The sequence below is a fragment of the Mycobacterium adipatum genome, from assembly GCF_001644575.1.
Lineage (GTDB): Bacteria > Actinomycetota > Actinomycetes > Mycobacteriales > Mycobacteriaceae > Mycobacterium > Mycobacterium adipatum.
The window spans coordinates 549,858-574,560 of record NZ_CP015596.1 but is presented as its reverse complement, the minus strand read 5'-3'; the positions used below and the strand labels follow the sequence as shown (position 1 = coordinate 574,560).

General features: G+C 68.6%; 24 protein-coding genes and 1 tRNA gene. 10 read left to right on the top strand and 15 right to left on the bottom strand.

Annotated elements, in window-relative coordinates:
* The first annotated feature begins 38 nt into the window (after positions 1-38).
* Positions 39-566, top strand: a complete 528-nt coding sequence (locus A7U43_RS02630; protein WP_067990766.1) for a peptidylprolyl isomerase — start codon at positions 39-41, stop codon at positions 564-566.
* A 69-nt stretch (positions 567-635) separates the two neighbouring features.
* Here the strand turns inward: A7U43_RS02630 and A7U43_RS02625 are convergent, their stop codons facing one another.
* Together A7U43_RS02625 and crgA are read right to left on the bottom strand one after the other, a co-directional pair.
* A complete protein-coding gene (locus tag A7U43_RS02625; RefSeq protein WP_068001744.1) occupies positions 636-1,049 on the bottom strand; it encodes a PH domain-containing protein in 414 nt (137 codons plus the stop codon).
* Positions 1,050-1,204: 155 nt separating this feature from the next.
* Positions 1,205-1,486 (bottom strand): cell division protein CrgA, encoded by a 282-nt coding sequence (gene crgA / locus A7U43_RS02620; protein ID WP_067990763.1) that lies wholly within the window; start codon positions 1,484-1,486, stop codon positions 1,205-1,207.
* 42 nt (positions 1,487-1,528) lie between these two features.
* On the opposite strand from crgA, the gene A7U43_RS02615 reads away from it, so the two are divergent.
* Both A7U43_RS02615 and A7U43_RS02610 read left to right on the top strand, forming a co-directional pair.
* Positions 1,529-2,323 (top strand): DUF881 domain-containing protein, encoded by a 795-nt coding sequence (locus A7U43_RS02615; protein WP_068001742.1) that lies wholly within the window; start codon positions 1,529-1,531, stop codon positions 2,321-2,323.
* Between the two features lie 26 nt (positions 2,324-2,349).
* Positions 2,350-3,009, top strand: a complete 660-nt coding sequence (locus A7U43_RS02610) for an aminodeoxychorismate/anthranilate synthase component II (RefSeq protein WP_067990760.1) — start codon at positions 2,350-2,352, stop codon at positions 3,007-3,009.
* Here A7U43_RS02610 and pknB read toward each other — a convergent pair.
* The 7 genes from pknB to A7U43_RS02575 form a co-directional block, all read right to left on the bottom strand.
* Positions 3,006-4,877 (bottom strand): Stk1 family PASTA domain-containing Ser/Thr kinase, encoded by a 1,872-nt coding sequence (pknB, locus tag A7U43_RS02605; protein ID WP_067990757.1) that lies wholly within the window; start codon positions 4,875-4,877, stop codon positions 3,006-3,008. The genes A7U43_RS02610 and pknB overlap by 4 nt on opposite strands.
* Complete coding sequence (locus tag A7U43_RS02600; RefSeq protein WP_082901988.1) at positions 4,874-6,067, bottom strand: protein kinase domain-containing protein; 1,194 nt, start codon at positions 6,065-6,067, stop codon at positions 4,874-4,876. The genes pknB and A7U43_RS02600 overlap by 4 nt, the downstream gene beginning before the upstream one ends.
* Entirely contained in the window at positions 6,064-7,539 is a 1,476-nt protein-coding gene (gene pbpA, locus A7U43_RS02595; protein WP_067990754.1) for a D,D-transpeptidase PbpA, read from the bottom strand. The genes A7U43_RS02600 and pbpA overlap by 4 nt, the downstream gene beginning before the upstream one ends.
* Entirely contained in the window at positions 7,536-8,957 is a 1,422-nt protein-coding gene (locus tag A7U43_RS02590; RefSeq protein WP_067990752.1) for an FtsW/RodA/SpoVE family cell cycle protein, read from the bottom strand. Before A7U43_RS02590 ends, pbpA begins: the two co-directional genes overlap by 4 nt.
* A complete protein-coding gene (locus A7U43_RS02585; RefSeq protein ID WP_067990750.1) occupies positions 8,954-10,489 on the bottom strand; it encodes a PP2C family protein-serine/threonine phosphatase in 1,536 nt (511 codons plus the stop codon). Before A7U43_RS02585 ends, A7U43_RS02590 begins: the two co-directional genes overlap by 4 nt.
* Positions 10,486-10,953 (bottom strand): FHA domain-containing protein FhaB/FipA, encoded by a 468-nt coding sequence (locus tag A7U43_RS02580; RefSeq protein WP_067990749.1) that lies wholly within the window; start codon positions 10,951-10,953, stop codon positions 10,486-10,488. Before A7U43_RS02580 ends, A7U43_RS02585 begins: the two co-directional genes overlap by 4 nt.
* Before the next feature lie 82 nt (positions 10,954-11,035).
* The gene (locus A7U43_RS02575) at positions 11,036-12,439 is read right to left on the bottom strand and encodes a DUF3662 and FHA domain-containing protein (protein WP_068001739.1); all 1,404 of its coding nucleotides are present in this window, start codon (positions 12,437-12,439) and stop codon (positions 11,036-11,038) included.
* A gap of 294 nt (positions 12,440-12,733) precedes the next feature.
* Here A7U43_RS02575 and A7U43_RS02570 point away from each other — a divergent pair.
* Positions 12,734-12,816 (top strand) — tRNA-Leu (locus A7U43_RS02570).
* A 117-nt stretch (positions 12,817-12,933) separates the two neighbouring features.
* Here the strand turns inward: A7U43_RS02570 and A7U43_RS02565 are convergent.
* Positions 12,934-13,530 carry a hypothetical protein gene (locus tag A7U43_RS02565; protein WP_156525818.1) on the bottom strand — a complete coding sequence of 199 codons (597 nt, stop codon included), beginning with the start codon at positions 13,528-13,530 and terminating at the stop codon, positions 12,934-12,936.
* A gap of 417 nt (positions 13,531-13,947) precedes the next feature.
* On the opposite strand from A7U43_RS02565, the gene A7U43_RS02555 reads away from it, so the two are divergent.
* Both A7U43_RS02555 and A7U43_RS02550 read left to right on the top strand, forming a co-directional pair.
* Positions 13,948-14,775 carry a class I SAM-dependent methyltransferase gene (locus tag A7U43_RS02555; RefSeq protein ID WP_067990740.1) on the top strand — a complete coding sequence of 276 codons (828 nt, stop codon included), beginning with the start codon at positions 13,948-13,950 and terminating at the stop codon, positions 14,773-14,775.
* Between the two features lie 78 nt (positions 14,776-14,853).
* The gene (locus A7U43_RS02550; RefSeq protein ID WP_067990739.1) at positions 14,854-15,168 is read left to right on the top strand and encodes a type VII secretion target; all 315 of its coding nucleotides are present in this window, start codon (positions 14,854-14,856) and stop codon (positions 15,166-15,168) included.
* Here the strand turns inward: A7U43_RS02550 and A7U43_RS02545 are convergent.
* The 3 genes from A7U43_RS02545 to A7U43_RS02535 form a co-directional block, all read right to left on the bottom strand.
* A complete protein-coding gene (locus A7U43_RS02545; RefSeq protein WP_231963503.1) occupies positions 15,165-15,575 on the bottom strand; it encodes a hypothetical protein in 411 nt (136 codons plus the stop codon). The two genes, A7U43_RS02550 and A7U43_RS02545, sit on opposite strands and share 4 nt — an antisense overlap.
* Positions 15,576-15,684: 109 nt before the next feature.
* The gene (locus tag A7U43_RS02540) at positions 15,685-17,508 is read right to left on the bottom strand and encodes an alpha/beta hydrolase (protein WP_067990730.1); all 1,824 of its coding nucleotides are present in this window, start codon (positions 17,506-17,508) and stop codon (positions 15,685-15,687) included.
* Positions 17,509-17,629: 121 nt separating this feature from the next.
* On the bottom strand, positions 17,630-17,887 hold the full coding sequence (locus tag A7U43_RS02535) for a hypothetical protein (RefSeq protein WP_231963502.1): 258 nt from the start codon (positions 17,885-17,887) through the stop codon (positions 17,630-17,632).
* A 225-nt stretch (positions 17,888-18,112) separates the two neighbouring features.
* On the opposite strand from A7U43_RS02535, the gene A7U43_RS02530 reads away from it, so the two are divergent.
* Complete coding sequence (locus tag A7U43_RS02530) at positions 18,113-18,952, top strand: PE-PPE domain-containing protein (RefSeq protein WP_067990724.1); 840 nt, start codon at positions 18,113-18,115, stop codon at positions 18,950-18,952.
* Here A7U43_RS02530 and A7U43_RS02525 read toward each other — a convergent pair.
* Positions 18,949-19,926, bottom strand: coding sequence for a GGDEF domain-containing protein (locus A7U43_RS02525; RefSeq protein WP_231963501.1), 978 nt, complete (start codon positions 19,924-19,926; stop codon positions 18,949-18,951). The genes A7U43_RS02530 and A7U43_RS02525 overlap by 4 nt on opposite strands.
* 84 nt (positions 19,927-20,010) lie before the next feature.
* Here A7U43_RS02525 and A7U43_RS02520 point away from each other — a divergent pair, with 84 nt between their 5' ends.
* On the top strand, positions 20,011-20,682 hold the full coding sequence (locus A7U43_RS02520) for an SIMPL domain-containing protein (protein WP_067990720.1): 672 nt from the start codon (positions 20,011-20,013) through the stop codon (positions 20,680-20,682).
* Here A7U43_RS02520 and A7U43_RS02515 read toward each other — a convergent pair.
* Positions 20,679-21,827: an alpha/beta hydrolase family protein gene (locus A7U43_RS02515; protein WP_068001732.1), complete on the bottom strand. Its 1,149-nt coding sequence runs from the start codon at positions 21,825-21,827 to the stop codon at positions 20,679-20,681. The two genes, A7U43_RS02520 and A7U43_RS02515, sit on opposite strands and share 4 nt — an antisense overlap.
* Positions 21,828-22,013: 186 nt before the next feature.
* Between A7U43_RS02515 and A7U43_RS02510 the strand changes: the two genes are divergently transcribed.
* Both A7U43_RS02510 and katG read left to right on the top strand, forming a co-directional pair.
* On the top strand, positions 22,014-22,439 hold the full coding sequence (locus tag A7U43_RS02510; RefSeq protein WP_068001729.1) for a Fur family transcriptional regulator: 426 nt from the start codon (positions 22,014-22,016) through the stop codon (positions 22,437-22,439).
* 35 nt (positions 22,440-22,474) lie between these two features.
* Complete coding sequence (katG, locus tag A7U43_RS02505; protein WP_067990717.1) at positions 22,475-24,661, top strand: catalase/peroxidase HPI; 2,187 nt, start codon at positions 22,475-22,477, stop codon at positions 24,659-24,661.
* The last annotated feature ends 42 nt before the right edge of the window (positions 24,662-24,703 follow it).

Genomic DNA, 24,703 nt, shown 5'->3' with positions numbered 1-24,703 from the left:
GGGTGGGCCCCCGATCCACGAATGGCAGACTGGATTGCGTGACGAGCCCCATTCAGACAGCGACCGCGACACTGCACACCAACCGTGGCGACATCAAGATCGCCCTGTTCGGCAACCACGCCCCCAAGACGGTCTCCAACTTCACCGGCCTGTCCAACGGCACCAAGGACTACAGCACCGAGAACGCTTCGGGCAGCACGTCCGGACCGTTCTACGACGGCGCGGTCTTCCACCGGGTGATCGAGGGCTTCATGATCCAGGGCGGTGACCCGACCGGCACCGGCCGCGGTGGCCCGGGCTACCAGTTCGCCGACGAATTCCACCCCGAACTGCAGTTCGACAAGCCCTACCTGCTGGCCATGGCCAACGCCGGGCCGGGCACCAACGGGTCGCAGTTCTTCATCACCGTCGGCCCGACCCCGCACCTGAACCGCAAGCACACCATCTTCGGTGAGGTCGTCGATCCCGAATCGCAGAAGGTCGTCGACGCCATCGCCACCACGGCGGTCGATCGCAGTGACCGGCCCACCGAGCCGGTCGTGATCGAGTCCGTCACGATCTCCTAGGAAGCTCCCCCGAAACGCACGAAATGGCTGCTCCCGCCACGGTGGGAGCAGCCATTTCGCGTGACTGGACTATTTCGTGTAGCCGGCGGCGGCCAGTGCGTCGAGCACCTCGAGCGGGTTGGTGCCCAAATCCCAGCGGGTGAACACATAGAGGCGGTCATCGGTGGTGTCGATCTCCAAGAGGCGCACCTTGCGGGCCAGCCGACGGAACTCGGTGATCCGGATCAGGCTGATGTCGTTCTTGCCCAGCACCCGGGTGTTCAGCCAACCGCGGACCGCGAGACCGTTCTCTGTGATTGCCAGCTTCGGGCGGGCCCGCCACGAAGCTGTTGCAAACAACACTAAACCCACCGCGGCAACGCCCCCGAGGACCCGCCCCGGCAGGTCTGTGACCACGGTCACAACGATGATGGCCATCGCAAGACCGAGGATTGCGATCCACACAATGCCGACCGACTTCGGAGCCCAACTAGTTTGCTGGATCACGTCAGGACACCATCTCACCGGCGGGTTTGCGGTTATCCACAGGCGCTATCCCCAATGGGGATGAATCACAACGGTGTGATTGGGTTACGGCCAGGTTGCGGTGCGGGTAACGCATAACGGCGATTTTGAATTCAAAATGGGCGACGGCCGCGTCAGCGCCACCGCATGGTGAGCAACAGTCCGGTGATCATGAAGGCAAAGGCGATCGCGTAGTTCCACGGACCCAGATCCGCCATCCAGCCGAGCCACGTCGGGGCGTTCAGGCCGGTCGCGCCGAGCTGGAACACCAGCAGCCACAGCAGGCCCACCAGCATCAACCCGACGAAGAGCACCACGAACCACACGCTCGAGGGGCCTGCCTTGACCTTGACCGGGGTCCGGCTCACCGGGTTGATGGTGAAGTCGTTCTTCTTACGGACTTTGGACTTGGGCATGGTTAACCTTTGAAGACGATGGAGAACGGCCGGGACTCGAACATGGAACAGAAACCTGAGCCTAACGCAGCCGCGCCCGCGCCCGGGAATTCCGGCCGGCGCAGGTCGCTGTGGCGATTCGGCGTCCCCGTGGTGTGCGTCTTCGCCGGTCTCCTCCTGTCCACCACCCACGGTGTCTCCGGCGGCGACGAGATTCGCCGCAGTGACTCGCCCCGGCTGGTCGACCTGGTCCGCGAGGCGAGCAGGAGCGTGGATCGGCTGACCGCCCGCCGCGATGAGATGGTCTCCGCGATCGACCATCGCCACGGCGGTTCGCCGGGCGCCGACGCCGCCCTGGCGGCCATCACCCGCCGCTCGGACGCGCTCGCCGACCAGGCCGGACTGGAGCCGCTGCGCGGGCCCGGACTGGTGATCAGCCTCAACGACGCCCAGCGCGACGCGGACGGCCGCTTCCCCATCGATGCCGCGCCCGACGATCTGGTGGTGCACCAACAGGACATCCAGGCGGTACTCAACGCGCTGTGGAGCGCCGGCGCCGAGGGCATCCAGATGCAGGATCAACGCATCATGGCGACCTCGGCGCCGCTGTGCGTCGGCAACACCCTGCTGCTCAACGGGCGCACCTACAGCCCGCCCTATGTGATCACCGCCGTCGGCGGGGTGGCGGCCATGCAAGCCGCGCTCGCGGCGGCACCGCTGGTGACCTTGTACAAGCAATACGTGCTGCGATTCGAGCTCGGCTACTCCGAGCAGGTCCGCGATGAGGTCGAGCTGGTGGGCCACACCGCGCCGGTGCGGTTGCGCTACGCCAAACCGCTCGGTCCAGTCGGATATTGACGTGCACGGGCCAGTAGCCTGATCGCATGCAGGTTCTGGTCGTCGACAACTACGACAGCTTCGTGTTCAACCTGGTCCAGTACCTGGGCCAGCTCGGCGTGACCGCGCAGGTGTGGCGCAACGACGACCCCCGGCTGTCCGACCCCGACGCCGTCGCCGCGCAGTTCGACGGCATCCTGCTCTCCCCCGGCCCCGGCACCCCGGAGCGGGCCGGCGCGTCGATCGCCCTGGTGCGGGCCTGCGCCAAGGCGCGCACCCCGCTGCTCGGCGTGTGTCTGGGCCACCAGGCCATCGGGGTGGCCTTCGGCGGCACCGTCGACCGCGCCCCGGAACTGCTGCACGGTAAGACGAGCACCGTGCATCACACCGATGCCGGTGTGCTGCACGGTCTTCCGGATCCGTTCACCGCGACCCGTTATCACTCACTGACCATCCTGCCCGAGACACTGCCCGAGGCGCTGGAAGTCACCGGTCGCACCGACAGCGGCGTGATCATGGCCGTTCGGCATACCGAACTGCCGATCCACGGGGTGCAGTTCCATCCGGAGTCGATCCTGACCGAGGGCGGTCACCGGATGCTGGCCAACTGGCTCGGGTACTGCGGCGCCGCCCCGGACGAGGGGTTGGTCCGCACGCTGGAAACCGAGGTGGCCGACACCGTGCGCGCCGCCACCGCCCGGGCCTAAGAGGCGAAACTCAGGGTGATCGAGTCCCGGTAGCCCACCCCGGTGCCCGGCGCCGGGCTCTGGGTCACCACCGCATTGGACCGCTGGCCGCTGTTGTCGACGTTGGCGCCCTTGATGAGCACCCCGGTCCAGCCCAGCGCGCGCAGGTTGGGCTCGGCGTCGACCCAGAACTGGCCGGTCAGGTTCGGCATCACGAACTGGTTGCCCCGCGACACCTGCATCTGCACCACGGCGTCCTTGGGGGCCGGCTGGCCCGCGGGCGGGTTCAGGCCCACCACCTGACCCGCGGGAGCGGTGTTGTCCACCTCAACGGGCACCGAGTTCGTGAAGCCGGAGGCCTCCAGGATCTGGCGGCAGGTGTCCACCGACTGGCCCACACAGTCGGGGACCACCACACTGCCCGGTCCGGTGCCGACGATCACGGTGATCACGTTGGTGATCGCCGAGGTCGCGTTCGCGGGCGGGTTGGTGCCCAGCACCTTGCCCTTGAGCTCGGGCGTGGACTCCGACTCCGAGGGCTGGACCCGGCCGAACCCGGCGTCGAGCAGCTTGCGGGTGGCGTCGGCCAGGGAGAACCCGCGCAAATCGGGCACGGCGCGCTGCTCGGGGCCGGTGGAGACGTTGACGGTGATGTTCTCGCCGGCGGCGACCGCGGTATCGGCGGCCGGGTCGGTGCTGATCACATGGTCGGGCGGGGTGTTGGAGTCGGGGTTGCGTTCCACGTTGGTCGTGAAACCACGGTTCTGCAGGGCGGCGATGGCGTCCGCGGAGGCCTGCCCGGTCACGTCGGGCACCTGCACATCGCGCGGACTTCCGCCGATGGTGTTGATCGCAACGGTCACCACGACGGTCAGCACGGCCAGCACCGCCACCGCGATCAGCCAGCGCCGGATCGAGCCGTTACCCGACTGCGCGGAGTAGCCGGCGGCCGGGATGTGCTCGGTGGGCAGCGCGCGGGCGTGCGGCCCGGTGCTGGTCAGGATGTTGGTGCGCTCGGCATCGGTGAAGATCTTCGGCGCCTCGGGCTCTTCGCCGCTGTGCACCCGGATCAGGTCGGTGCGCATCTCGGCGGCGCTCTGATACCGGTTCTCCGGGTTCTTCGACAGCGCCTTGAGCACCACGGCGTCCAGGCCCGGCGACAGCCCGGGGTGCCGCGTCGACGGTGGCACCGGGTCCTCACGGACGTGCTGATACGCCACGGCCACGGGCGAGTCACCCACGAAAGGTGGTTCGCCGGTGAGGATTTCGTACAGCACGCAGCCCAGCGAGTACACGTCGGAGCGGGCGTCGACGGACTCGCCGCGGGCCTGCTCGGGGGACAGGTACTGGGCGGTGCCGATCACGGCGGCGGTCTGGGTGACGCTGTTGCCGCCGTCGGCCAGCGCGCGGGCGATACCGAAATCCATCACCTTCACCGCGCCGGTCTTGCTGATCATGATGTTGGCCGGCTTGACGTCGCGATGGATGATGCCGTGCTGGTGGCTGAAGTTCAGGGCCTGGCAGGCGTCGGCGATGATCTCGATGGCCCGCTTGGGCTCGATCGGGCCCTCGGTGTGCACGATATCGCGCAGCGTGACCCCGTCCACGTACTCCATCACGATGTAGGGCAACGGCCCGTTGGGGGTCTCGGCCTCACCGGTGTCGTAGACGGCGACGATGGCCGGGTGGTTCAGCGCGGCGGCGTTCTGGGCCTCACGGCGGAACCGGAGATAGAAGCTCGGGTCGCGGGCCAGGTCGGCCCGCAGCACCTTGACCGCGACATCGCGGTGCAGCCGGACGTCACGGGCGATGTGCACTTCGGACATACCGCCGAAGCCGAGGATCTCGCCGAGCTCGTAACGATCCGACAGATGCTGGGGCGTGCTCATGGGGTCTCACTCGGCGGTGGCGCGGGCGGCACACCGATGACGGTGGTGCTGGTGGAGGTCTCCTGCTGCACGGGGCGATCGCGCTTGTCCTGCGCGTTGACCACGATCAGCACGGCGATGATGATCGCCAGCGCACCGAGCACCCCGGCGGCCCACAGCAGGGCACGCTGACCGGGGGAGAAGGTGCGACGCGGTGCCGGCGGGCGGTGGTTTCCGGTGCCGGCCCGGGGGCGCGCCGCCGTCGGCGGCGGCCGGTACTCGGCGGCCGCGGCGGCCCGGGCCTGGGTCACCGACGGGATGGCCGCCGGGGCGGCCCGCCCGATCGTCGGGGCGGAGTTGGGCCGCGGGGGCCGGCGTCCGGCGCGCACCGCGGCGACGGCGTCGGCGAACGGCCCGCCCGAGCGGTACCGGTGGTTGGGCTCCTTGGCCAGCGTGATCTCGATGAGCTCGCGCACATTGGGCGGCAGATCCGGCGGCAGCGGCGGCGGGGTCTCCTTGATGTGCTTCATCGCGACCGTCAGCGCGCCGTCCCCGGTGAACGGGCGCTTACCCGAGACGGATTCGTAGCCGACGACCCCGAGGGAGTAGACGTCGGAGGCGGCGGTGGCGTCGCGGCCCAGGGCCTGTTCCGGCGCGATGTACTGGGCGGTGCCCATCACCATGCCGGTCTGGGTGACCGGCGCGGCGTCCACGGCCTTGGCGATGCCGAAGTCGGTCAGCTTCACCTGACCGGTCGGGGTGATCAGGATGTTGCCGGGTTTGACGTCGCGGTGCACCAGGCCGGCGGTGTGCGCGACCTGCAGGGCGCGGCCGGTCTGCTCCAGCATGTCCAGGGCATGGCGCAGCGACAGCCGCCCGGTGCGTTTGATGACGGAGTTCAGCGGCTCACCGTTGACGAGTTCCATCACCAGGTAGGCGGTGCGGCCCTCGCCGGCCTCGATCTCGGTCTCGCCGTAGTCGTAGACGCTGGCGATGCCGGGGTGGTTGAGCATCGCGACGGTGCGCGCCTCGGCGCGGAACCGCTCGACGAACTCGGAGTCCTCGGAGAACTCGGCCTTGAGCACCTTGATCGCGACCTGGCGGCCGAGGCGGGTGTCGAGTCCTTCCCACACCTGCCCCATACCGCCGGTGGCGATGAGTCGCTGCAGCCGGTAGCGGCCGGACAGCGTCACTCCCACCCGGGCCGTCATGATGCCTCCCGGAGTGCGGCGGCGATGGTGGCCCGCCCGATCGGGGCGGCCACCGCGCCGCCGGTGGCGGACAATCGGTCTCCGCCATTCTCCACGAGTACCGCGACGGCCACCTTCGGGGCTTGTGCCGGCGCGAACGCGATGTACCAGGCGTGGGGTGGGGTGTTGCGGGGATCCGTGCCGTGCTCGGCGGTGCCCGTTTTGGATGCGATCTGCACGCCGGCGATGGCTCCCTTCTGCTGTGTCACCTGCTCGGCGCCGACCATCAAATCGGTAAGTGTAGCCGCGACCTGCGGTGACAATGCCCGTCGCTGCTCGATGGGGGCGGTGGTGGCGATGTTGGACAGGTCCGGTCCCTTGAGCGTATCGACCAGGTACGGGGTCATGGTGATGCCGTCGTTGGCGATGGTCGCGGCGACCATCGCGTTTTGCAGCGGCGTCACCGCGACATCGCGCTGCCCGATGCTGGACATGGCCAGCGCCGCGGCGTCGCTGATCGGGCCCACGGTGGACTCGGCGACCTGCAGCGGTATGGCCGCCGGCGGCGCATCGAAGCCGAAGGCCTGCGCGGCGCTCTTGAGCTTGTCGGCGCCGGTGTCGATGCCGAGCTCGACGAACGCGGTGTTGCAGGACCGGGCGAAGGCCTCGCGCAGGGAGGCGGTCGGGCCGCCGCCGCAGGCAGATCCGCCGTAGTTCTCCAGCGTCGCGGTGCTGTCGGGCAGCGGGATCCGCGGCGCCGAGGTCAGCTGGGTGTCCGGGGTGCTGCCGGACTGCAGGGCGGCCGCGGTGGTGATGACCTTGAACGTGGAACCCGGCGGGTAGGTCTCGGCGATCGCCCGGTTGACCAGCGGGGCGTTGGGGTCGTCGCGCAGCTGATCCCAGGTGGCGGTCTGCACGGCCCCGTCGTGGCTGGCCAGCTTGTTCGGGTCGTACGACGGTGCGGACACCATCGCCAGGATCTTGCCGGTGGCGGGCTCGAGCGCCACCACGGCGCCCTTGCAGGGCCCGTCGCAGCCGTCGGACATCGCGTCCCAGGCGGCTTCCTGCACGTCGGGGCGCACCGTGGTGTCGACGGTGCCGCCGCGCGGGTCCCGACCGGTGAAGAAGTCGGCGAGCCGCTTGCCGAAGAGCCGTTCGTCGGAGCCGTTGAGCACGGGGTCCTCGGCCCGCTCCAGCCCGCTGCTGGAGTAGCCCAGCGAGTAGAAGCCGGTCACCGGTGCGTAGGTCTGGGGGTTGGGGTAGACCCGCAGGAACCGGAACCGCCCGTCGGTGGACACCGAGTAGGCCAGCAGTTGGCCACCCGCGGTGATCTGCCCGCGCTGGCGGGAGTACTCGTCGAGCAGCACCCGTTGGTTGCGCGGATCGGTGCGGTACCCGTCGGCGGTGAACACCTGGGTCAGGGTGGCGTTCGCCAGCAGCAACACCACCAGCGCCATGAAGACGACCGACAGCCGGCGCAGGGACTGGTTCATGCGCGGCCGATCACTTCGGTGGAGGCGCCGGCGATCGGCGCCGGGTTGGGCGCCCGGGTGGTGTCGATGGGTCGCCGCGCCGCATGCGAGATGCGCACCAGGATGGCCAGCAGGATGTAGTTGGCCAGCAGCGACGAACCGCCGTAGGACATCCACGGGGTGGTGAGCCCGGTCAGCGGGATCAGTTTGGTGACCCCGCCGACGACGATGAACAGCTGGATGGCCAGCGTCGAGGCCAGTCCGGCCGCCAGCAGCTTGCCGAAGCTGTCCCGCACCGCGAGTGCGGTGCGCAGACCCCGGATGATCAGGATCGTGTAGAGCATGAGAACGCCTGCCAGACCGACCAATCCGAGTTCCTCACCGACCGCGGCGATGATGAAGTCGGTGGAGGCCGCCGGTACGGTGCCGGGTTGGCCGTTGCCCAGCCCGGTGCCGAAGATGCCGCCGGTGGCGAAGCTGAACAGGGACTGCACCATCTGGTAGCCGGCGCCGTCGGGGTCGGCGAACGGGTCCAGCCAGTTCTGCACGCGCACCCGGACGTGCCCGAAGAGCTGATAGGCCGCCACGCTGCCTGCGGCGAACAGCGCCAGCCCGATCACCACCCAGGACAGCCGATCGGTGGCCACGTACAGCAGCACCAGAAACGATGCGTAGAGCAGAAGCGAAGTGCCCAAATCCTTTTCGAACACCATCACGCCGACCGACGCGATCCAGCCGACCAGCAGCGGGGCCAGGTCACGCGGCCGGGGCAGGTCCACGCCGAGGACGTGTTTACCGGCGTTGGTGAACAGCTCGCGCTTGGACACCAGCACCGCAGCGAAGAAGATCAGCAGCAGGATCTTGGAGAATTCGGCGGGCTGGATGGAGAAGCCCTCGAACCGGATCCAGATCTTGGCGCCGTTCTGCTCGGAGAACCGGGATGGCAGCAGCGCCGGAATCACAAGCAGCACAAAGCCGATCAGCCCACAGGTATAGCCGTAACGGGCCAGCATCCGGTGATCGCGCAGCAGGGCCAGCACGGCGCAGAACGCGGCCACCCCCACCAGCGTCCACAGCATCTGCTGGTCGGCGTTGCCGCCCACGCTGTCCAGGCTGAGCTCGCGCTGGGCCAGATCGAGGCGGTGAATCATGACCAGCCCCAGGCCATTCAGCAGCGCCACCAACGGGAGCAGCAAAGGATCGGCGTACGGCGCGTAGCGGCGGATCGCCAGATGCGCCGCCCCGAACAGGGCCAGGTAGGCCAGGGTGTACTGGGCCAGATCCCAGTCCAGTCCCTGCTCCTGATTGGCTTCCACGATGAGCAACGCCACGGTGGTGATCACCGCGGCGAAGATCAGCAGGGCCAGTTCGGAATTGCGCCGATTGGGTAGGGGAGGAGTGACCGAGACCGGTGACTGTGGCTGGGTCGACGAGGTCATGACGCCGTCCGGCAATTGGTGCCCGGCTCCGGCGGTGGTGGGGGCAAAGCCGTGACGGTGGGGGAGGGGGTGGGCCGCGGCGGCGGTGGCGGTGCGGTGGCGGTGGTCGGGGTCTGCGGGCCGGGCGTGGCCGGCGGCGGGGCGACCGATGTCGATGTCGAGGGCGGCGGGCCGGCCGGGCGCGGGGTGGCGGCGCTGGGCGGCGGGGTCGACGGGGCGGCCGGCGGCCGGGTCGGGCTCGGGGTGGTGGTCGGCGTCCGGGTCGGCAGCGCGCAGATCGGCAGCAGCGACGTCCGGGCCAATTCGTTGATCTGGCGGATCGCGTCATCGAGCGAACCGGCCGGCAGGCCGGCGGCGACCTGGGCGCGCTCGGACTCGCGGATGTCCCGCAGGCGCAGTACCTCACAGTCCAGCGGATCCTTGGACTGTCCGAAACTGATCAGCGACAACTCATTTCGGGCGTTCAGGCAGCCGACCAGAAACGGCTCCTGCAGGGACAGGCCCAGAAACGAGGTCTGCACGCCGCGCATGATGGCGACGGTGTCGTCCTGCTCACTGACGTAGTAGTTGTTGCGAATGATCTCGCGGGCAATGGTCAGCCCCGCCACCACCACCAGGAGGACCACCACTGCGGCGATCAGCATCCGGCGTTTGGAGCGGGGCGGTCGTTGCTCCTCGGGCTGTGTGACAACCCTTTTGGGCTGGTTGCGTTTCGGGTTGAATGCCGAGGCGCGCCCCGCCGCGGTGTTCGGCGGGATGGTGTCGTCATCGACGCCCGAGACCGCACCCGCCAGGATCGGCTGGGTTTGGCCGTAGTCGTAGTCCACGACGTCGGCGACCACCACGGTGACGTTGTCGGGGCCCCCGCCGCGCAGCGCCAGCTCGATGAGCCGGTCGGCGGCGTCGGTGACATCGGGGATCTGCATCGCCTCGGCGATGGTCTCCTGGCTGACCGGGTCGGACAGTCCGTCCGAACAGAGCAGGTAGCGGTCGCCGACCTTGGCCTCCCGCATGATCAGCGCCGGCTCGACCTCATGGCCGGTCAGTGCCTTCATGATCAGCGAGCGTTGCGGGTGGCTGTGCGCTTCCTCGGCGGTGATGCGGCCCTCGTCGACCAGCGTCTGGACGAAGGTGTCGTCCTTGGTGATCTGGGTCAGCTCGCCGTCGCGCATCAGATAGCCGCGGGAGTCACCGATGTGCACCAGCCCGAGTCGGCCGCCGGCGAACAGGATCGCGGTCAGCGTGGTGCCCATGCCCTCGAGTTCGGGGTCGGCCTCCACGTGCGCGGCGATCGCCGAGTTGCCCTCGTGCACCGCCACATTGAGCTTGTTGAGCAGGTCACCGCCGGGCTCGTCGTCATCGAGGTGGGCCAGCGCGGCGATCACCAGCTGGGAGGCCACCTCGCCGGCGGCGTGCCCACCCATGCCGTCGGCGAGCGCCAACAGTCGGGCGCCGGCGTACACCGAGTCCTCGTTGTTGGCGCGCACCAAACCCCGGTCGCTGCGCGCTGCGTATCTGAGCACCAGTGTCACGGGCGCAACTCGATCACTGTCTTGCCGATTCGTACCGGCGTTCCCATCGGAACCCTTACCGCCGTAGTCACCTTCGCCCTGTCAAGGTATGTGCCGTTGGTCGATCCTAGGTCCTCCACGTACCATTCCGACCCGCGCGGTGACAGCCTGGCGTGCCGTGTCGACGCGTAGTCGTCGGTCAGCACCAGGGTCGAGTCGTCGGCCCGCCCCATCAGCACCGGCTGGCTGCCCAGCGTGATGCGGGTACCGGCGAGCGCGCCCTCGGTGACCACCAGATGCCGGGCGATGTGGCGCCGCTCGCCCTTGGGTAGCAGCGAGCCGCGCAGCGCCAGGCCGCGGCGCACCATGACCGCGCCGGTGGGCGCGTAGATGTCGGTGCGCAGGATGCGCAGCACCGACCAGATGAACAGCCACAGCAGCAGCAGGAAACCGACACGCGTCAGCTGCAGTACTAGCCCCTGCATCCGACGTCCTCTCCGTCCCGGTTCCGTGCGAGTTCCGCCGTCACGATACTGGGAGGCCTAAAGGGCCGTAGCTGATCGACGCTCAGTGGACCCGGACGATGATCTCGGAGTGACCCAACCGGATCACGTCACCGTCGGCGAGCTGCCACTCCTGCACCGGCGCGTTGTTGACCGTGGTGCCGTTGGTGGAGTTCAGGTCCGACAGCAGCGCAACCTGGCCGTCCCAGCGGATCTCCAGGTGACGGCGCGAGACACCGGTGTCGGGCAGCCGGAACTGAGCGTCCTGGCCGCGGCCGATCACGTTCGCACCTTCGCGCAGCTGGTAGGTGCGCCCGCTGCCGTCGTCGAGCTGCAGCGTCACGGTCGCCGCGGCGCCGTAGCCGCCGCCGTAGGGCGCGGGAGCGGCCGGCTGAGCGCCGTAGTCGTAGCCGGCGGGCTCGCCGTAGCCCTGATCCGGGTAACCGGGCTGGGCCGGCGGCTCGCCGTAGCGGCCGTAATCAGGTGCGGCCGGGGCGGGCGGGGCGGCGTAGTCGGCGCGGCCGTACTGCTGGCCGCCGTAGCCGCCCTGATCGGGATAGCCACCCTGGTCCGGGTAGCCGCCCTGATCGGGGTAACCGGGCGCCGGCGGGGCGGGCGGACGGCCGTAGCCGTCATCCTGGCGCGCCGGCGGGCGGCCGTAGTCGTAATCGCCGTAGCCGGGCGGCGGTGCGGCCGGCGGCTGGCCGTACCCGGCCGGCGGCGGCTGCTGGCGGTAACCCTGGTCGGGGTACCCGGCCGGCGGCTGGCCGTACCCGGCGGGCGGGCGCTGCTCGTAGGACGGCGGCGGGTAACCCTGATCCGGGTAACCACCCGCGGGCTCCTGCGGGTAGCCGCCGTGCTCCGGGTAGCCGCCCTGACGCTGCTGGTAGCCACCCTGCTCGGGGTAGCCGCCCTGCTCCTGCGGGTAGCCGCCGCGGGCGTCTTCGTGCTGGCGGTACCGGTCGTCGTACTGGTCGTCGCCGGGCCGACCCTGTCCCTGGCCGCGGTAGCTCGGGTTGTCGGTCATCGCTGGTACTCCTGGTTCTGCGGTGGACGCGCGGTCTCGTACTGCTGGTGCGGGTTCGCGGTTGGTGGTGTCTGGGTTGACCGCTCCACGGGCGCGGAACTGTCCGGTGTGCAGGCTCGGCGATGGCTCAAACCTGACGACCACATCACCATACGTTTGCCACCCCTGGTCGTGAATGAAACCCTCCAGGTGACGGGCGAACGTGGTCGACGTCCGGTCCGGGTCGGCGCTCACCTTCTGGTAATCGGCCTCACTGAGGGTAATGACGTAGTCGTTGGGTGCCAAAATGCGGCCGCCGCCGACGTCACGAGCCCTGGCCTCGGCTTCGCGGCGCAGCAGCGCCTCGACCTCCTGCGGGACGATGGACCCACCGAAGACCCGGGCGAAGGCGTCGCCGACGGTCGACTCGAGGCGCCGTTCGATACGGTCTGCCAGACCCATCTCACCGCCCCGTCCCATTCGTCGCACTGTTGTCGGTCGCCGCGCCGCGTGTCGCTCTGGCCACACTGCTCACAGGCATGTTATCGGCCTATCGCGCAAAAGCGTGACCAACAGATCTCTGAGAAACGAATAGCCCCAGGTCAGCGCGCTGAGCTCGATTGCGTTCTCATGCTCTGGCCCGTTCACCGGGAGTGACGTTTCCGTGGTCCGGCTGGTGAAACGGCCACAGAAACGTCGCGCTCGGGACGGGTTTGGGTCCGGTGCGCCCGTGGTGATACTGTTGCGCGGTCATTCGGGCGAGTGGCGGAATGGCAGACGCGCTGGCTTCAGGTGCCAGTGTCCTTCGGGACGTGGGGGTTCAAGTCCCCCTTCGCCCACAGTGAGGAGTTCAACGAACTCCAGGCGCTTAGGTCACGATCCAGATATGGGTCGTGACCTTTGTGTTTTGTGGTGATCCTTGGTTCTGACGGCTGCAGGGCCTGTGGCGAGGGGGTCTACTCGCTTGCGTCCCGGATTGGGTCCGCGACTGCCTGATCGATTGCGGAGGCGAGGCCGCCGAAACCGACGCATTGCGTCTCACTTTCGATCCGCGCCAACCCGATGCTTCGGTAACCAATCGACTCAACACGGGACCGTGGCAGGACGTAGAAGGCCCACTGCGAAACGTCCAGCGGATCGTAGGCATCATGTGACTGCGCCGTCTGGAGGCAGAAGACGTAGACGTGGGCGTTAAACGTTCGTTGGCCTGAATAGCGGTTCTTGGGGCCCAACTTCTGGGAGCGGAGGCCGCTGAAAGAGATCTTCGACAGGTCGCCCTGCGGCCAGGCCTGTAGGTAGGCAGAAGACTTGACCTCGACACGGACGCGAGCCGGAGTGAGGACGTCGAACTCGTCCCATTCAGGCCGGGGTTCCGGCGCGTCGACGGCCTTCGCCACAAGCCATTCCGCAAGAACGCCGCGGAGGACGTTGGAGCGAAGGTCTCTGGCAGCGTATGACCAGAAGTCCTTGACGGTGAGGTCGAGTCCTTTGAAGCGCTCGTCACCAGTCAGAACCAGTGCGGGCCCTGGCCGAAACTTCATGTTGTCGGTCACGGTCGTGAGTCTGCCTGCCAGCACTGACCATGGACACTGTGTTGGAGTTCTTCCCTTTAGCGGTCCAACGTCCTGTCGGTGGCAGGGCTCTTGATGATGGTGTCCACGCAGGGGGATCGTTGGCGACCAACGGCCGTGACACTGTCTTCGCGCCACTCAACACAATTCGGTGCCGCTTGGATGGCCGCTCTCTGGATCGCGGGCGTCGTGCTCAACTCGGTCATGGTCCACGCCATCGCCCGACATCGGAACCGTTGTTGAGGAATCTGCACGACGCTGCACAGGACGCTACCGGCTGACGTGTGTTCGATCATTTTCTCTGGCAACACAAAAGGAATCTCGGACGCACGTGGCGCCTAGGTTGGGGCGAGCCGAAAATCATCGCGACCATCGGGCCCGCTCTGAGAGGATGACCGCATGGTCGAAGACTGGCGGTCGCTGAATCTGGCCAACTGGGAGGCCCGGGTGCCGCTGCATGTGGCTCCCGGTGGGTACGACCTCGCCGGTTTCGACGATCCCCGGTATCTGTCGAGTGTAGTGCGCTATGACCTGCCCCGACTCGGGGACATCGCGAATCTCGATGTGGTGCATCTGCAATGCCATATCGGCACCGACACGGTGTCGCTGGCTCGGCTGGGGCCGAGATCGGTGACCGGACTGGACTTTTCGCCGTCGGCGATCGCCGCCGCACGGGATCTTGCAGCCCGTACGGCGGCCGACGCGGCATTCGTCGAGGGCGATGTCTACGACGCGGTCGCAACACTCGGCACCCAGTGCTGTGATGTGGTCTATACCGGCATCGGCGCGATCTGCTGGCTCCCCGACATCCGGCGCTGGGCGGCCGTCGTCGCGGGCCTGCTGCGGCCCGGCGGCCGGCTGTTCATGCGCGAGGGCCACCCCATGCTCGACACCCTCAGCGACACCCGGCCCGACGATCTGCTGGTGGTGCACTACCCCTACTTCGAAACGGCAGGAACCGCCTTCACCGAGGAAAGCACCTACGGCGGTGCGGGCGTCCTGTCCGCACCGCAAGGCGTCTCGTTCAACCACGGCCTCGGTGAGGTCTTCACCGCGCTCACCGACGCCGGGCTGACGGTCACCGCGCTCGAGGAGCACCGCGAGGTGCCGTGGAATGCGTTGGGCGACGCGATGGTGGAAAGCGCCGAGTACGAAGGGGAGTACGTGCTTGCCCAGAACCCGGAACGGCTCCCGCTGACCTACACGATCCAAGCGCGCAAGCTCTGACAGCCGCGCCGTTTTCCCGCATCGAGCACCGTCCCCACCGAACTAAGATCAGGGAAGTGCCAGTGAAAGGCGTGCGATATGACCAGCGGCCAAACCTTGATCGTCGACCCGGCGGTGCTGGCCGGCGCGGCGACCGCTTTCACCCACGCCGGCACTGACCTGGCCGCGCTGGGGGCCGAGGCCCCGCTGGGCGAGGCCGCCGCCGCGGTCCCGCAGCTGGCGACCGCCGGCGCCTGCCAGCAAGCCCAGGCCGCCGTCGCCGCCGACACCACCGCCGCCGCGGACGCCGCGAAAACCTTTGGTGACAACCTGAATAGCGCAGCCCAGCGTTACGAGGCGCAGGATCAGGCCGCGGCCACCGCGATCGAGAAGTGCAAGATCCCGGGCCGTTAACCGGTGAGTTCGGCGCGGATATCCTCATCCTCACCGCTGTGGTCGGCGGCGTTGCGACACTCGCCGTAGATCTCGACGATCCCGCGGTCCGGGTGGTCGGGGTTCGGTGACACCAGCGCCATCACCTCGCCCTGATGCATGGCGCGGCCATAGGGCTTCTTCCCGGCCGGGGCCCCGTCGCGCCAACCGTCGGCGCTCATCGCGGTGATGATCTGCTCGATGTAGGCGTCCTTGTCAGCACCGTCGGGGAAGGTGAATCCCATCTCGACGAGCCCCCGGAACGGCGCCACCCCCTGATCGGTGCACGCCGAGAACCGGAAACCGGCGCCGCGCAGCTGCAGCCCGACCGCCTGCACCAGCCGCTTGGCCGGGTCCACCACCTGGGCGCGGGTCTGTTCGTCGCTCATCTCCGGCCCGTCAAGGTTGGGCTTGCCCTCGGATAACATCCCGCATCCTCCTAGCAGTAGTGCGCCGGCCACGGCGGCGATACACAGCGTCGCCCGGCGGCGCGCACGGTCAGTACTGGTGGTCATTGGTGACGGTGCCACGGTCGCCTTCCGGGTCATTGAGGGCAGGGGTGCCGGGTATCGGAGTGTCCCAGTCGGGCAGGCCGATCGGGGGCAGACCCGGCAGATCCAGTTGATCGGGCAGGCCGATATGCGGCTGCCGGCGCCCCTCGGCGGTCAGCCCGTTATCGGCCAGGGTGGACCCGTCACCGTTGGCGATATCGGTCATCGCCCGCAACGATTCACTGCCCACGTCGTAATAGCGGGAATGGTCGCCGAAATCCGGCAGGCCGCCGCGGCCGGGCACCTCGGCGTCGAAACGCACCGAGCCGAAACCGTCCCCGGCCGGATCCCGGCCGAGCCCGGCCTCCAGACCCAGCGGATAGCCCAGCTCCCGGTTGATGATGTCGGGCAGCGGGCCGGCCTGACTCAGCCAGGTCACCGGGTCGCTGGAGGCGGCACCGACGTAGACCTGGCCGCCCTCGGGCAGGTGAAAATCCGCCGCGCTGTTGGCCAGATCCGTTCCGGGGCTGCCGATCAGCACCGCATTGTCGGCCTTCATCCCGCTGCCGGCGAACGCGTCGGCCACCGTCGTCGACCCGTAGGAATGCCCGATGACGGTGACATTGGTGGGCCCGCCCTCATGGGTGGCGGACAGTCCGTTGACATCGGCGGCCAGCAGGTCGCCGCCGGATCGGGCCAACCCGGGCGTGGCGATACGCGGATCGGTGGGGCTGTCGGGGGCGTCATACCCCATCCAGGCGATCACCGATGTCGTCTCATCGGGGTCGCCCCTGCGCATCTGGTCATACAGGTTGGTGGCGTTCTCGCTTTCCAGCCAGCCGTCCTTGACGCTGCTGCCGGTGCCGGGCACCACCACCGCGGTGTTCTGTGCCTTGTCCGGGTTGCCGATCGCCACCGCGGCCTTCCCCTGCCCGTGATAGGCCAGCGGGTCGTAGGCCCACAGCATCACTGGGCGGTCCTTCTTGCCTTCGGACGCCATCTTGTCCAGACCCTTCTGGGTCTGCACGGCGTTGGTGTAGCGGGTGGCATCCGCGGCGGAGAGCCCGTAGGCGCCGGGGTTGGCCAGCACCTCGTCGGTAGACACCCCGTGCCGGTCGGCGACGTCGGTCACCCGGGCCAGATCATCCTGCAGGACAGCCTGATTCACCTGATCCCGGACGTCGGCGGGGATGCCGTTGAGGTTGCCCAACTCCGGGGGGTGCTCGGCGATGAGTTGGCTCTTCTCGAACTGGCTGAGCGAATCCCACCACGTCTTGACGTCCTCGGGGCTGGTCCCCGGCGACGGGAGTGTGCGGGGATCGCCGAGTGTGCCGGGCGGGGTTTCCGGCACCGGACCGGCGATCGCGGCCTGGATAGCGGCGGCGGTTTGGGCGTCGATCTGAGCGAACACCGCGAGCAGCTTCTGCAGGATGGCTGTCCACGCCGGGGCCATCAGCCGCAGGATCGGCGGCAGCGGGGGAGCGGTGGCGGCGCCGTCCTCGGCGACCTGCCAGCCGACGGCGCGCAGCATGGCGACGGTGGTGAGCAGCCCGTTGCGGGTGAACCCCAACTGGATACCCCCGGTGGTGAGCGCCTGGCGCAGCGCGGACAGCCGGGCGCGCAGCTCCTCCTGCCGGTTGAGGTTCTGCTCGGCCTTGATGATCGCGGTCGACGCCGCCTGGCCCTGCCAGCCGGCCCGCATCTGGGCCAATGCTTGGCGTTGCGCCGCCATTGTCGTGTCCAGCGCGGCGATCTTGGTGCCGAGTTCGGTGGCGGCAGCGACCAGCTGCTCGGGTCGCGACGCCTGCACCGTCGACACCGTCACCGACACTCCCCGCCCCCTTAGCGTCCGCATCTCATCGTCGCATGGGCGCGCGGGCCGCCGCGGCACCAATTTCCGTGCCGGGCGGTGCTCCCCCGCCGTCACCGATCGGCGAGCTCAGGTGCCCTGGCTAGCAGGGATACCCCGGCGGCGTGAAGTAGGGCACGCCTTCCACGGTGTAGCAGGGGATCTCACCCGGGAAATACGGGGTGTGCACCGCGGCGATCGCCGCGCCGGCCGCCACGTCGCCGGCGACGTTGGTGCACCCGCCGGCGGCGAAGTGCCGACCGTCGACCCCGGCACAGACATCGGCGCCGGCCGTCGGCGCGCTCACCACCAGGATCGCCGCCGAGGCGCCGAGCAATGCGCCGGTCAGCAAGGTCGTCATGCGTGTGACCATCAGTGTCTCCTTCTCGGGGGGCGCCCGGGTGCTATTTGACGTGAGTGTAAACCCGCGCGCTGCGGTGCGTGCGAGACCGACAGCGCTGGTCTCATATCCGCATCAACTCACCGCTATTCGCGACACAGCGCTTGGGTTCCGGTGGCGGCGTCGCACACCATCGTGGTGGGGGCCAAGTCCAGCGATGCCGTTTCGGCAAGGGGGAGAACATCGATGAAGGTTTTGCGCGCCACCGCGGCGCTGCTGTTCGGGATGAGCGCCGCGATGGTGGCGCCGGTGCCGGCCACGGCCGCGCCCGGGCCGGGCGGGGCCACCGTGCTCACCTTGGCCCCGGCGTTCGGCCCGCTGGACGCCGATTGGCTGCGCGGGGAGCTCTTCGCCGCGCCCAATGAGGTGGTCAAGGTGCCGTACAACAACTTCCCGGGGGCCACCAATACCAACAACGGCGCTGACAAGCTCGACCAGATGCTGCATTCGACCCCGGGGCGCAAGATCGTCGCCGGGCACAGCCAGGGCGCCCAGGTCGCCGACGCGTGGCTGCGGCGCTACGGACCGACCAGCGATATCGACCCGGCCACAGTGACATTCGTGATGACCGGTGATCTGGAAAGCAAGTACAACGGGTGCGCCAACGTGCCGGGCAGCGGCTGTGTGGCCGCATACGGCGGGAACGGCTTCCCCGATGACACCCCGTACACCGTCAAGGTCATCGCGCGCCAGTACGACTACTTCGCCGACTGCCCGAACGACCTGAGCAACGCCGACGCCAAGAAGAATCGCAGCGCGGCGAATCTGGTCGGGGGCAAGGGCGAACTGAAACCGGTGCACAACGACTACAGCGGGATCGGGCTCAACGACCCGGCCAACAAGACGTTCGTCGAGGGCAATGCCACCTACATCCTGGGCGCGCCCGCCACCTACTTCCTGCCGATGGTCACCCAACAGTGGACGCCCAACAGCCAGAAGGTGGGCGACGATGCCCGGCTGCGTCCGATCGTGGAATCCGCCTACACGCGGCCGATGGGGACACTGCCGGTTCCGGCGTCTCCCTAGCCGGCGTCGGTGCTCTTGCGATCGCTCTTCTGCCGGTAGAGATCGCGGTCAGCCTCGGTGACCAACGCCGCGAACGATCCCGGCTCGTACCCGCGCCCGACGGCGACACCGGTGCTGACGTGCACCGGGCCGTCACCGCTGAGCGTGCCGGCCAACGTCCGCGCCCGATCCTGGTCGTAACCGGCCACGACGGCGACGAACTCGTCGCCGCCAAGACGGCCGAGAAGCGCCGAGGGCGGGAGTTGGCGGGTCCAGCGCCGGGTCAATTGGATGAGGACGGTGTCCCCGGCGGCGTGCCCGTCGCGGTCGTTCACCGACTTGAAATCGTCGATGTCGAGCACGATGACGGCCAGTGGCTCCCTCCGCCGCCGGGCCCGCGGCAGCAGGTCGTCGAGTTCCTTGTTCAGCCCGCCGCGATTCCACACCGATGTCAGCGGATCCCGCAGCGCGGCCTCGATCAACGCCGCATGCAGCAACCCGAGCAGTTCGGCGGCGCCCAGGATGCACACCGGGAACAGCGCGAACCACAGCGCCGGGACGGGGGCCGGCGCGATCCCCATCCCGAGCAGGACGCCCACCGCCAGCAGCGCACCGACGATGCGCGCCGTCGTCGGCCGATGCCAGCTCCGCACGAACACCGCGATGAGGATCACCGGGACCAGAACCCACACCTGCGCGGCCGGTTCCTGGTGACCCGGCAGCGCCGCCAGCGGGGCGCTGCACGCGCACGCGCACGCCAACCAGTAGCGCCACCCGCACAGCGGCCGCGGGAGCGCGGCCAACAGGCCGACGATGGCCAGGGCCACGGAGATCCGTTCACCCCAGACATCGGGTCGCCCCGCCGCGCTCAGGATCGACAACAGATACATCACCAGGCTGATGCCGAGATAGATGAGCAGCATCCGGCGGCGCAGCACCGTGTTCAGCACCGGCACACCCCACCCCATCCCCTTGATCGGCAAACCATTGTGCACATTCGCACCGAATCGTGAAACAGCGTGCACCCCCGATCCGGATATCTCGGGGGCGGATCGGCGTTTCGTGGCTAGGCTTCGAAGATGCCGACCGAGATCACGGTGCGCGGAACGTTCTCCGCCTTCCAGCCGCCCGAACGCGGGACCGTGCGGGCGTCGATCGCCTACGAGGGCGCGGATATGGGGACGGTCTATGACCGGGTGGCCCACGATCTCGGCGTGCTGAAGGACTCGATCACGCGGTTGCAGAGCGCCGAGCCGGCGCCGATCACCTGGTGGTCGGTCGAGCAGCTGCGTACCTGGTCACGCCGACCCTGGCACAAGGACGGTAAGCAGCTGCCGATGGTGCACCACGCCTCCGTCGGCGTCGAGGTGAAGTTCGCTGACTTCGCCGCACTGTCGCGGTGGGTGGGCGAGCATGTCTCCGGTACCGAGGGATTCCGTGTGGCACAGGTCATTTGGGCGCTCACCGCCGCCCGGCAGGACGCGCTGGTGGCCGATGCGCGCACCCGCGCCGTTCGCGATGCCGCCGCCCGGGCGCAACACTATGCCGACGCGCTGGGACTTGGCCCGGTGCGCCCGGTGGCCATCGCCGACGCCGGGATGCTGGGTGTGCAGCAGCTTGCCGAGGCCGGCCACGGCGGCAGCTTTCTGCGCGCCGCGGCCACCCCGGCCGGCGGTGGCGATGTCGAGCTGGTCCCCGAGGACATCGAGGTCTCGGCGACCGTCGACGCCCGGTTCCTGGCCGGCGACTAAGCGAAAGCGTTGCGCAGGAACGGCGTCGAATCGACCAGCGAGGCCAGCACCGTTCCGCTGTGGTCTTCCTCCGGGTAGATGCGGAGTTCGACGTTCTGGTTCGCGGCCACCAGCTGGTCGTAGAACGCCAGCGTCGAGGCCGGTGGCACATCCCGGTCGAGCAGGCCCACCCCCAGGAAGATCGGCCGGTCATAACCGGACACCGGGGTACCCATGAAGTCGTTGAGTGCCCGCTCGATTCCCGGGATCGAGAGCAGCGGGGCGGAGAACATCGCCGCCGGGGTGAGCTCGGCGAGCTCATCGGTGAGCGGGTGCACGCACACCGTCTCGGCGCGGGCGGCGGCGTTCAGACCGGCCGGGGACAGCACGCTGTTGATGTCCAGGTCCGGCCGGGCCTCCCGCAGCGCCGCCAGGATGTAAGCCGTGTAGGCGTTGGCGACCGCCCCCAGTTCGGGAAGCGTCAGATCGGGCCCGGCCTGCGCCACGAACTTCTGGATGTTCGCCGGGGTGCCGGTGGCGACCACACCGCGGTAGTCCAATCCGCTGCCGGCGCTGAACTCGGTGGCCCAGCGGGCGCTCGCCACCGCGGCACCGCCGCCCTGGGACTGGCCGACGATGGCCCACTTCGGGGACAGCGGGATGGCCATCCGGTGTGCGGCGATCACCGAGTCGATAACACCGTGCGCGGTGGTGACGCTGTTGAGGTAGCTCATCAGTCCGGGGGTGCCCAGCCCGGCGTAGTCGCTGGCGACGATGACGTAGCCCTCGTCGAGCCAATGCGACAGGTACTCGTTGTCGCGCGGGGTCCGTGGCAGCGCGGACGGCGTGCAGTCGTCACCGAGGCCGACGGTGCCGTGTGCCCACGCGATCACGGGGTAGCCGCCCGGCGGTGCCGGGGTGCGGGGGACGAACACCGCGGCGGTACTCACCGCCGGGGCCCGGTGCTGATCGGTGGTGGAGTACAGGATCCGGTAGGCCGCCCCGGCGCCGGCCACCGACAGGTGCGGTGCCAGCGGCACCGTCTGGATGAGACTGCCGGCCGGGGGGATCGGGCCGGCGTAGTAGCGGGCATCCAGACCGGACCAGTCCGGCGCCGCGGCATGCGCGATCCCGGGCACTGCGAGAACCACGGCGAGCACGAGCATCAGGGTGGCGCGCAGGGCACGTCGCAGACCGGTCATTTCCGACACCCTATGTGTGCCCCGGAAACAACCGGCGCGTCACCTCGGGGACGCGAACGGGCCACCGAAACACACCCCGAGGTTTTTCTTGACTAATTCCAGAAAGCGGGACAGACTCGGTTCGTGGACACCACGGCGGACTTCCAGCGCATGCTGCGGGACGCCGCGCTGCGCGTGACCCGTCCCCGGATTGCGGTGCTCGGCGCCGTATCCCGGCATCCGCACTCCGATACGGACTCGGTGATCCGCGCGGTACGCGCCGAGTTGCCCGAGGTGTCGCACCAGACGGTCTACGACTCGCTCAACGCGCTCACCGCCGCCGGCCTGGTGCGCCGCATCCAACCGTCCGGATCGGTGGCTCGCTACGAGTCACGGGTCGGCGACAACCACCACCACATCGTGTGCCGTTCGTGTGGGGTCATCGCCGACGTCGACTGTGCGGTCGGGGAGGCCCCGTGCCTGACCGCCGCCGATGATCTCGGGTTCGCGATCGATGAAGCCGAGGTCATCTATTGGGGCCTGTGCCCCGAGTGCATCACCCTGCAACATCTTCAGCCGCAAGCCGGTTCGAAGTAAGTAACCCGTCCGACAGCCCCGGAGAGGATCCACAAGTGCCTGAGACAAGTCCCCCGATCGGTGAGGCGCAGACCGAGCCGACCGAGGCCCAGTGTCCGATGCTGATCAAGCCGCCCGTCGAGGGCGGCAGCAACCGCGACTGGTGGCCGAACGCGGTCAACCTCAAGATCCTGCAGAAGGATCCGCCGGCCATCAACCCTCATCCCGGCTTCGATTACCGGGAGGCCGTGCAGAGCCTGGATGTCGATGCGCTCACGGCCGACGTCGATGCGGTGATGACCGACTCGCAGGACTGGTGGCCCGCGGACTTCGGGCACTACGGCCCGTTCTTCATCCGGATGACCTGGCATGCCGCCGGCACCTACCGGGTGGTCGACGGTCGCGGCGGCGGCGGTAAGGGCATGCAGCGCTTCGCCCCGCTGAACAGCTGGCCCGACAACGTCAGCCTGGACAAGGCCCGCCGCCTGCTGTGGCCGGTGAAGAAGAAGTACGGCAAGCAGCTGTCCTGGTCGGATCTGCTGGTCTTCGCGGGCAACCGCGCCCTGGAGAAGATGGGCTTCAAGACCGCCGGTTTCGCGTTCGGTCGCCCGGACTACTGGGAGCCCGAGGAGGATGTCTACTGGGGCGCCGAGCACGAATGGCTGGGCAGCCAGGAACGCTACGCCGGCGCCAACGGCGACCGCACCAAGCTGGAGAACCCGCTGGGCGCCAGCCATATGGGTCTGATCTACGTCAACCCCGAAGGCCCCGAAGGCAATCCGGATCCGCTGGCGGCTGCCACCGATATTCGTGAGACATTCGGTCGGATGGCGATGAACGATGTCGAAACCGCTGCGCTGATCGTCGGCGGCCACACCTTCGGCAAGACCCACGGCGCCACCACGGTGGAGAACGGTCCCGAGCCGGAGGCCGCTTCGCTGGAGATGCAGGGTCTGGGCTGGGCCAACTCCGGGGTCGGCAACGACACCGTCAGCTCCGGCCTCGAGGTCACCTGGACGCACACCCCGACCAAGTGGGACAACAGCTTCCTGGAGATCCTCTACGGCAACGAGTGGGAACTGTTCCAGAGCCCCGCCGGTGCGCACCAGTGGCGGCCCAAGGACAACGGCTGGGCCAACTCGGTGCCGATGGCGCAGGGCAGCGGCCGGACCCATCCCGGCATGCTGACCACCGACCTGTCCATGCGGATGGACCCGGGCTTCGAGAAGATCACCCGGCGCTGGCTGGATCACCCGGAGGAGCTGGCCGAGGAGTTCGCCAAGGCCTGGTTCAAGCTGCTGCACCGCGACATGGGCCCGGTGGAACGCTACCTCGGACCGTTGGTGCCGAAGGAGACCTGGCTCTGGCAGGACATCGTGCCCGCCGGCACGCCGCTGTCCGACGCCGACGTCGCGACGCTGAAGACCGCCATCGCCAACTCGGGTCTGACTGTTGCACAGCTGGTTTCGACGGCGTGGAAGGCCGCGTCCTCCTACCGCGACAGCGATATGCGCGGTGGTGCCAACGGCGGCCGGATCCGCCTGCAGCCCCAGATCGGTTGGGAGGCCAACGAGACCGACGAGCTGACCCAGGTGATCGCCAAGCTGGAAGAGATCCAGGGTTCCGCGGGTGTCGCGGTGTCCTTCGCCGACCTCGTCGTCCTCGGTGGCGTCGTGGGTCTGGAGAAGGCGATCAAGGACGCCGGCTTCGATGTGCCGGTGCCGTTCACCTCGGGTCGCGGCGACGCCACCCAGGAGCAGACCGATGTCGAATCGTTCGCCTACCTGGAGCCCCAGGCCGACGGATTCCGCAACTACGTCGGCAAGGGTCTGTCGCTGCCCGCCGAGTACCAGCTGATCGACCGGGCCAACCTGCTGGGCCTGTCGGCCCCGGAGATGACCGCGCTCGTCGGCGGCCTGCGGGTCCTGGGCACCAACTACGGCGGCACCGAGTTGGGTGTGTTCACCGACAAACCGGGACAGCTGAGCAACGATTTCTTCGTCAATCTGCTGGACATGGGCACCAAGTGGGGACCGTCGCCGGCTGACGACGGCACCTACGTCGGCACCGATCGCAGCAGCGGTGCGACGAAGTACACCGCGAGCCGGGTCGATCTGCTGTTCGGATCGAACTCCCAGCTGCGGGCGCTGGCCGAGGTGTACGCCGAGGATGACGCGCAGCAGAAGTTCGTCGAGGACTTCGTCGCGGCGTGGACCAAGGTCGCCAACGCGGATCTGTTCTAACTGCAGCCCTCATTCCAGGCCGGTCCCCGCGGGGGCCGGCCT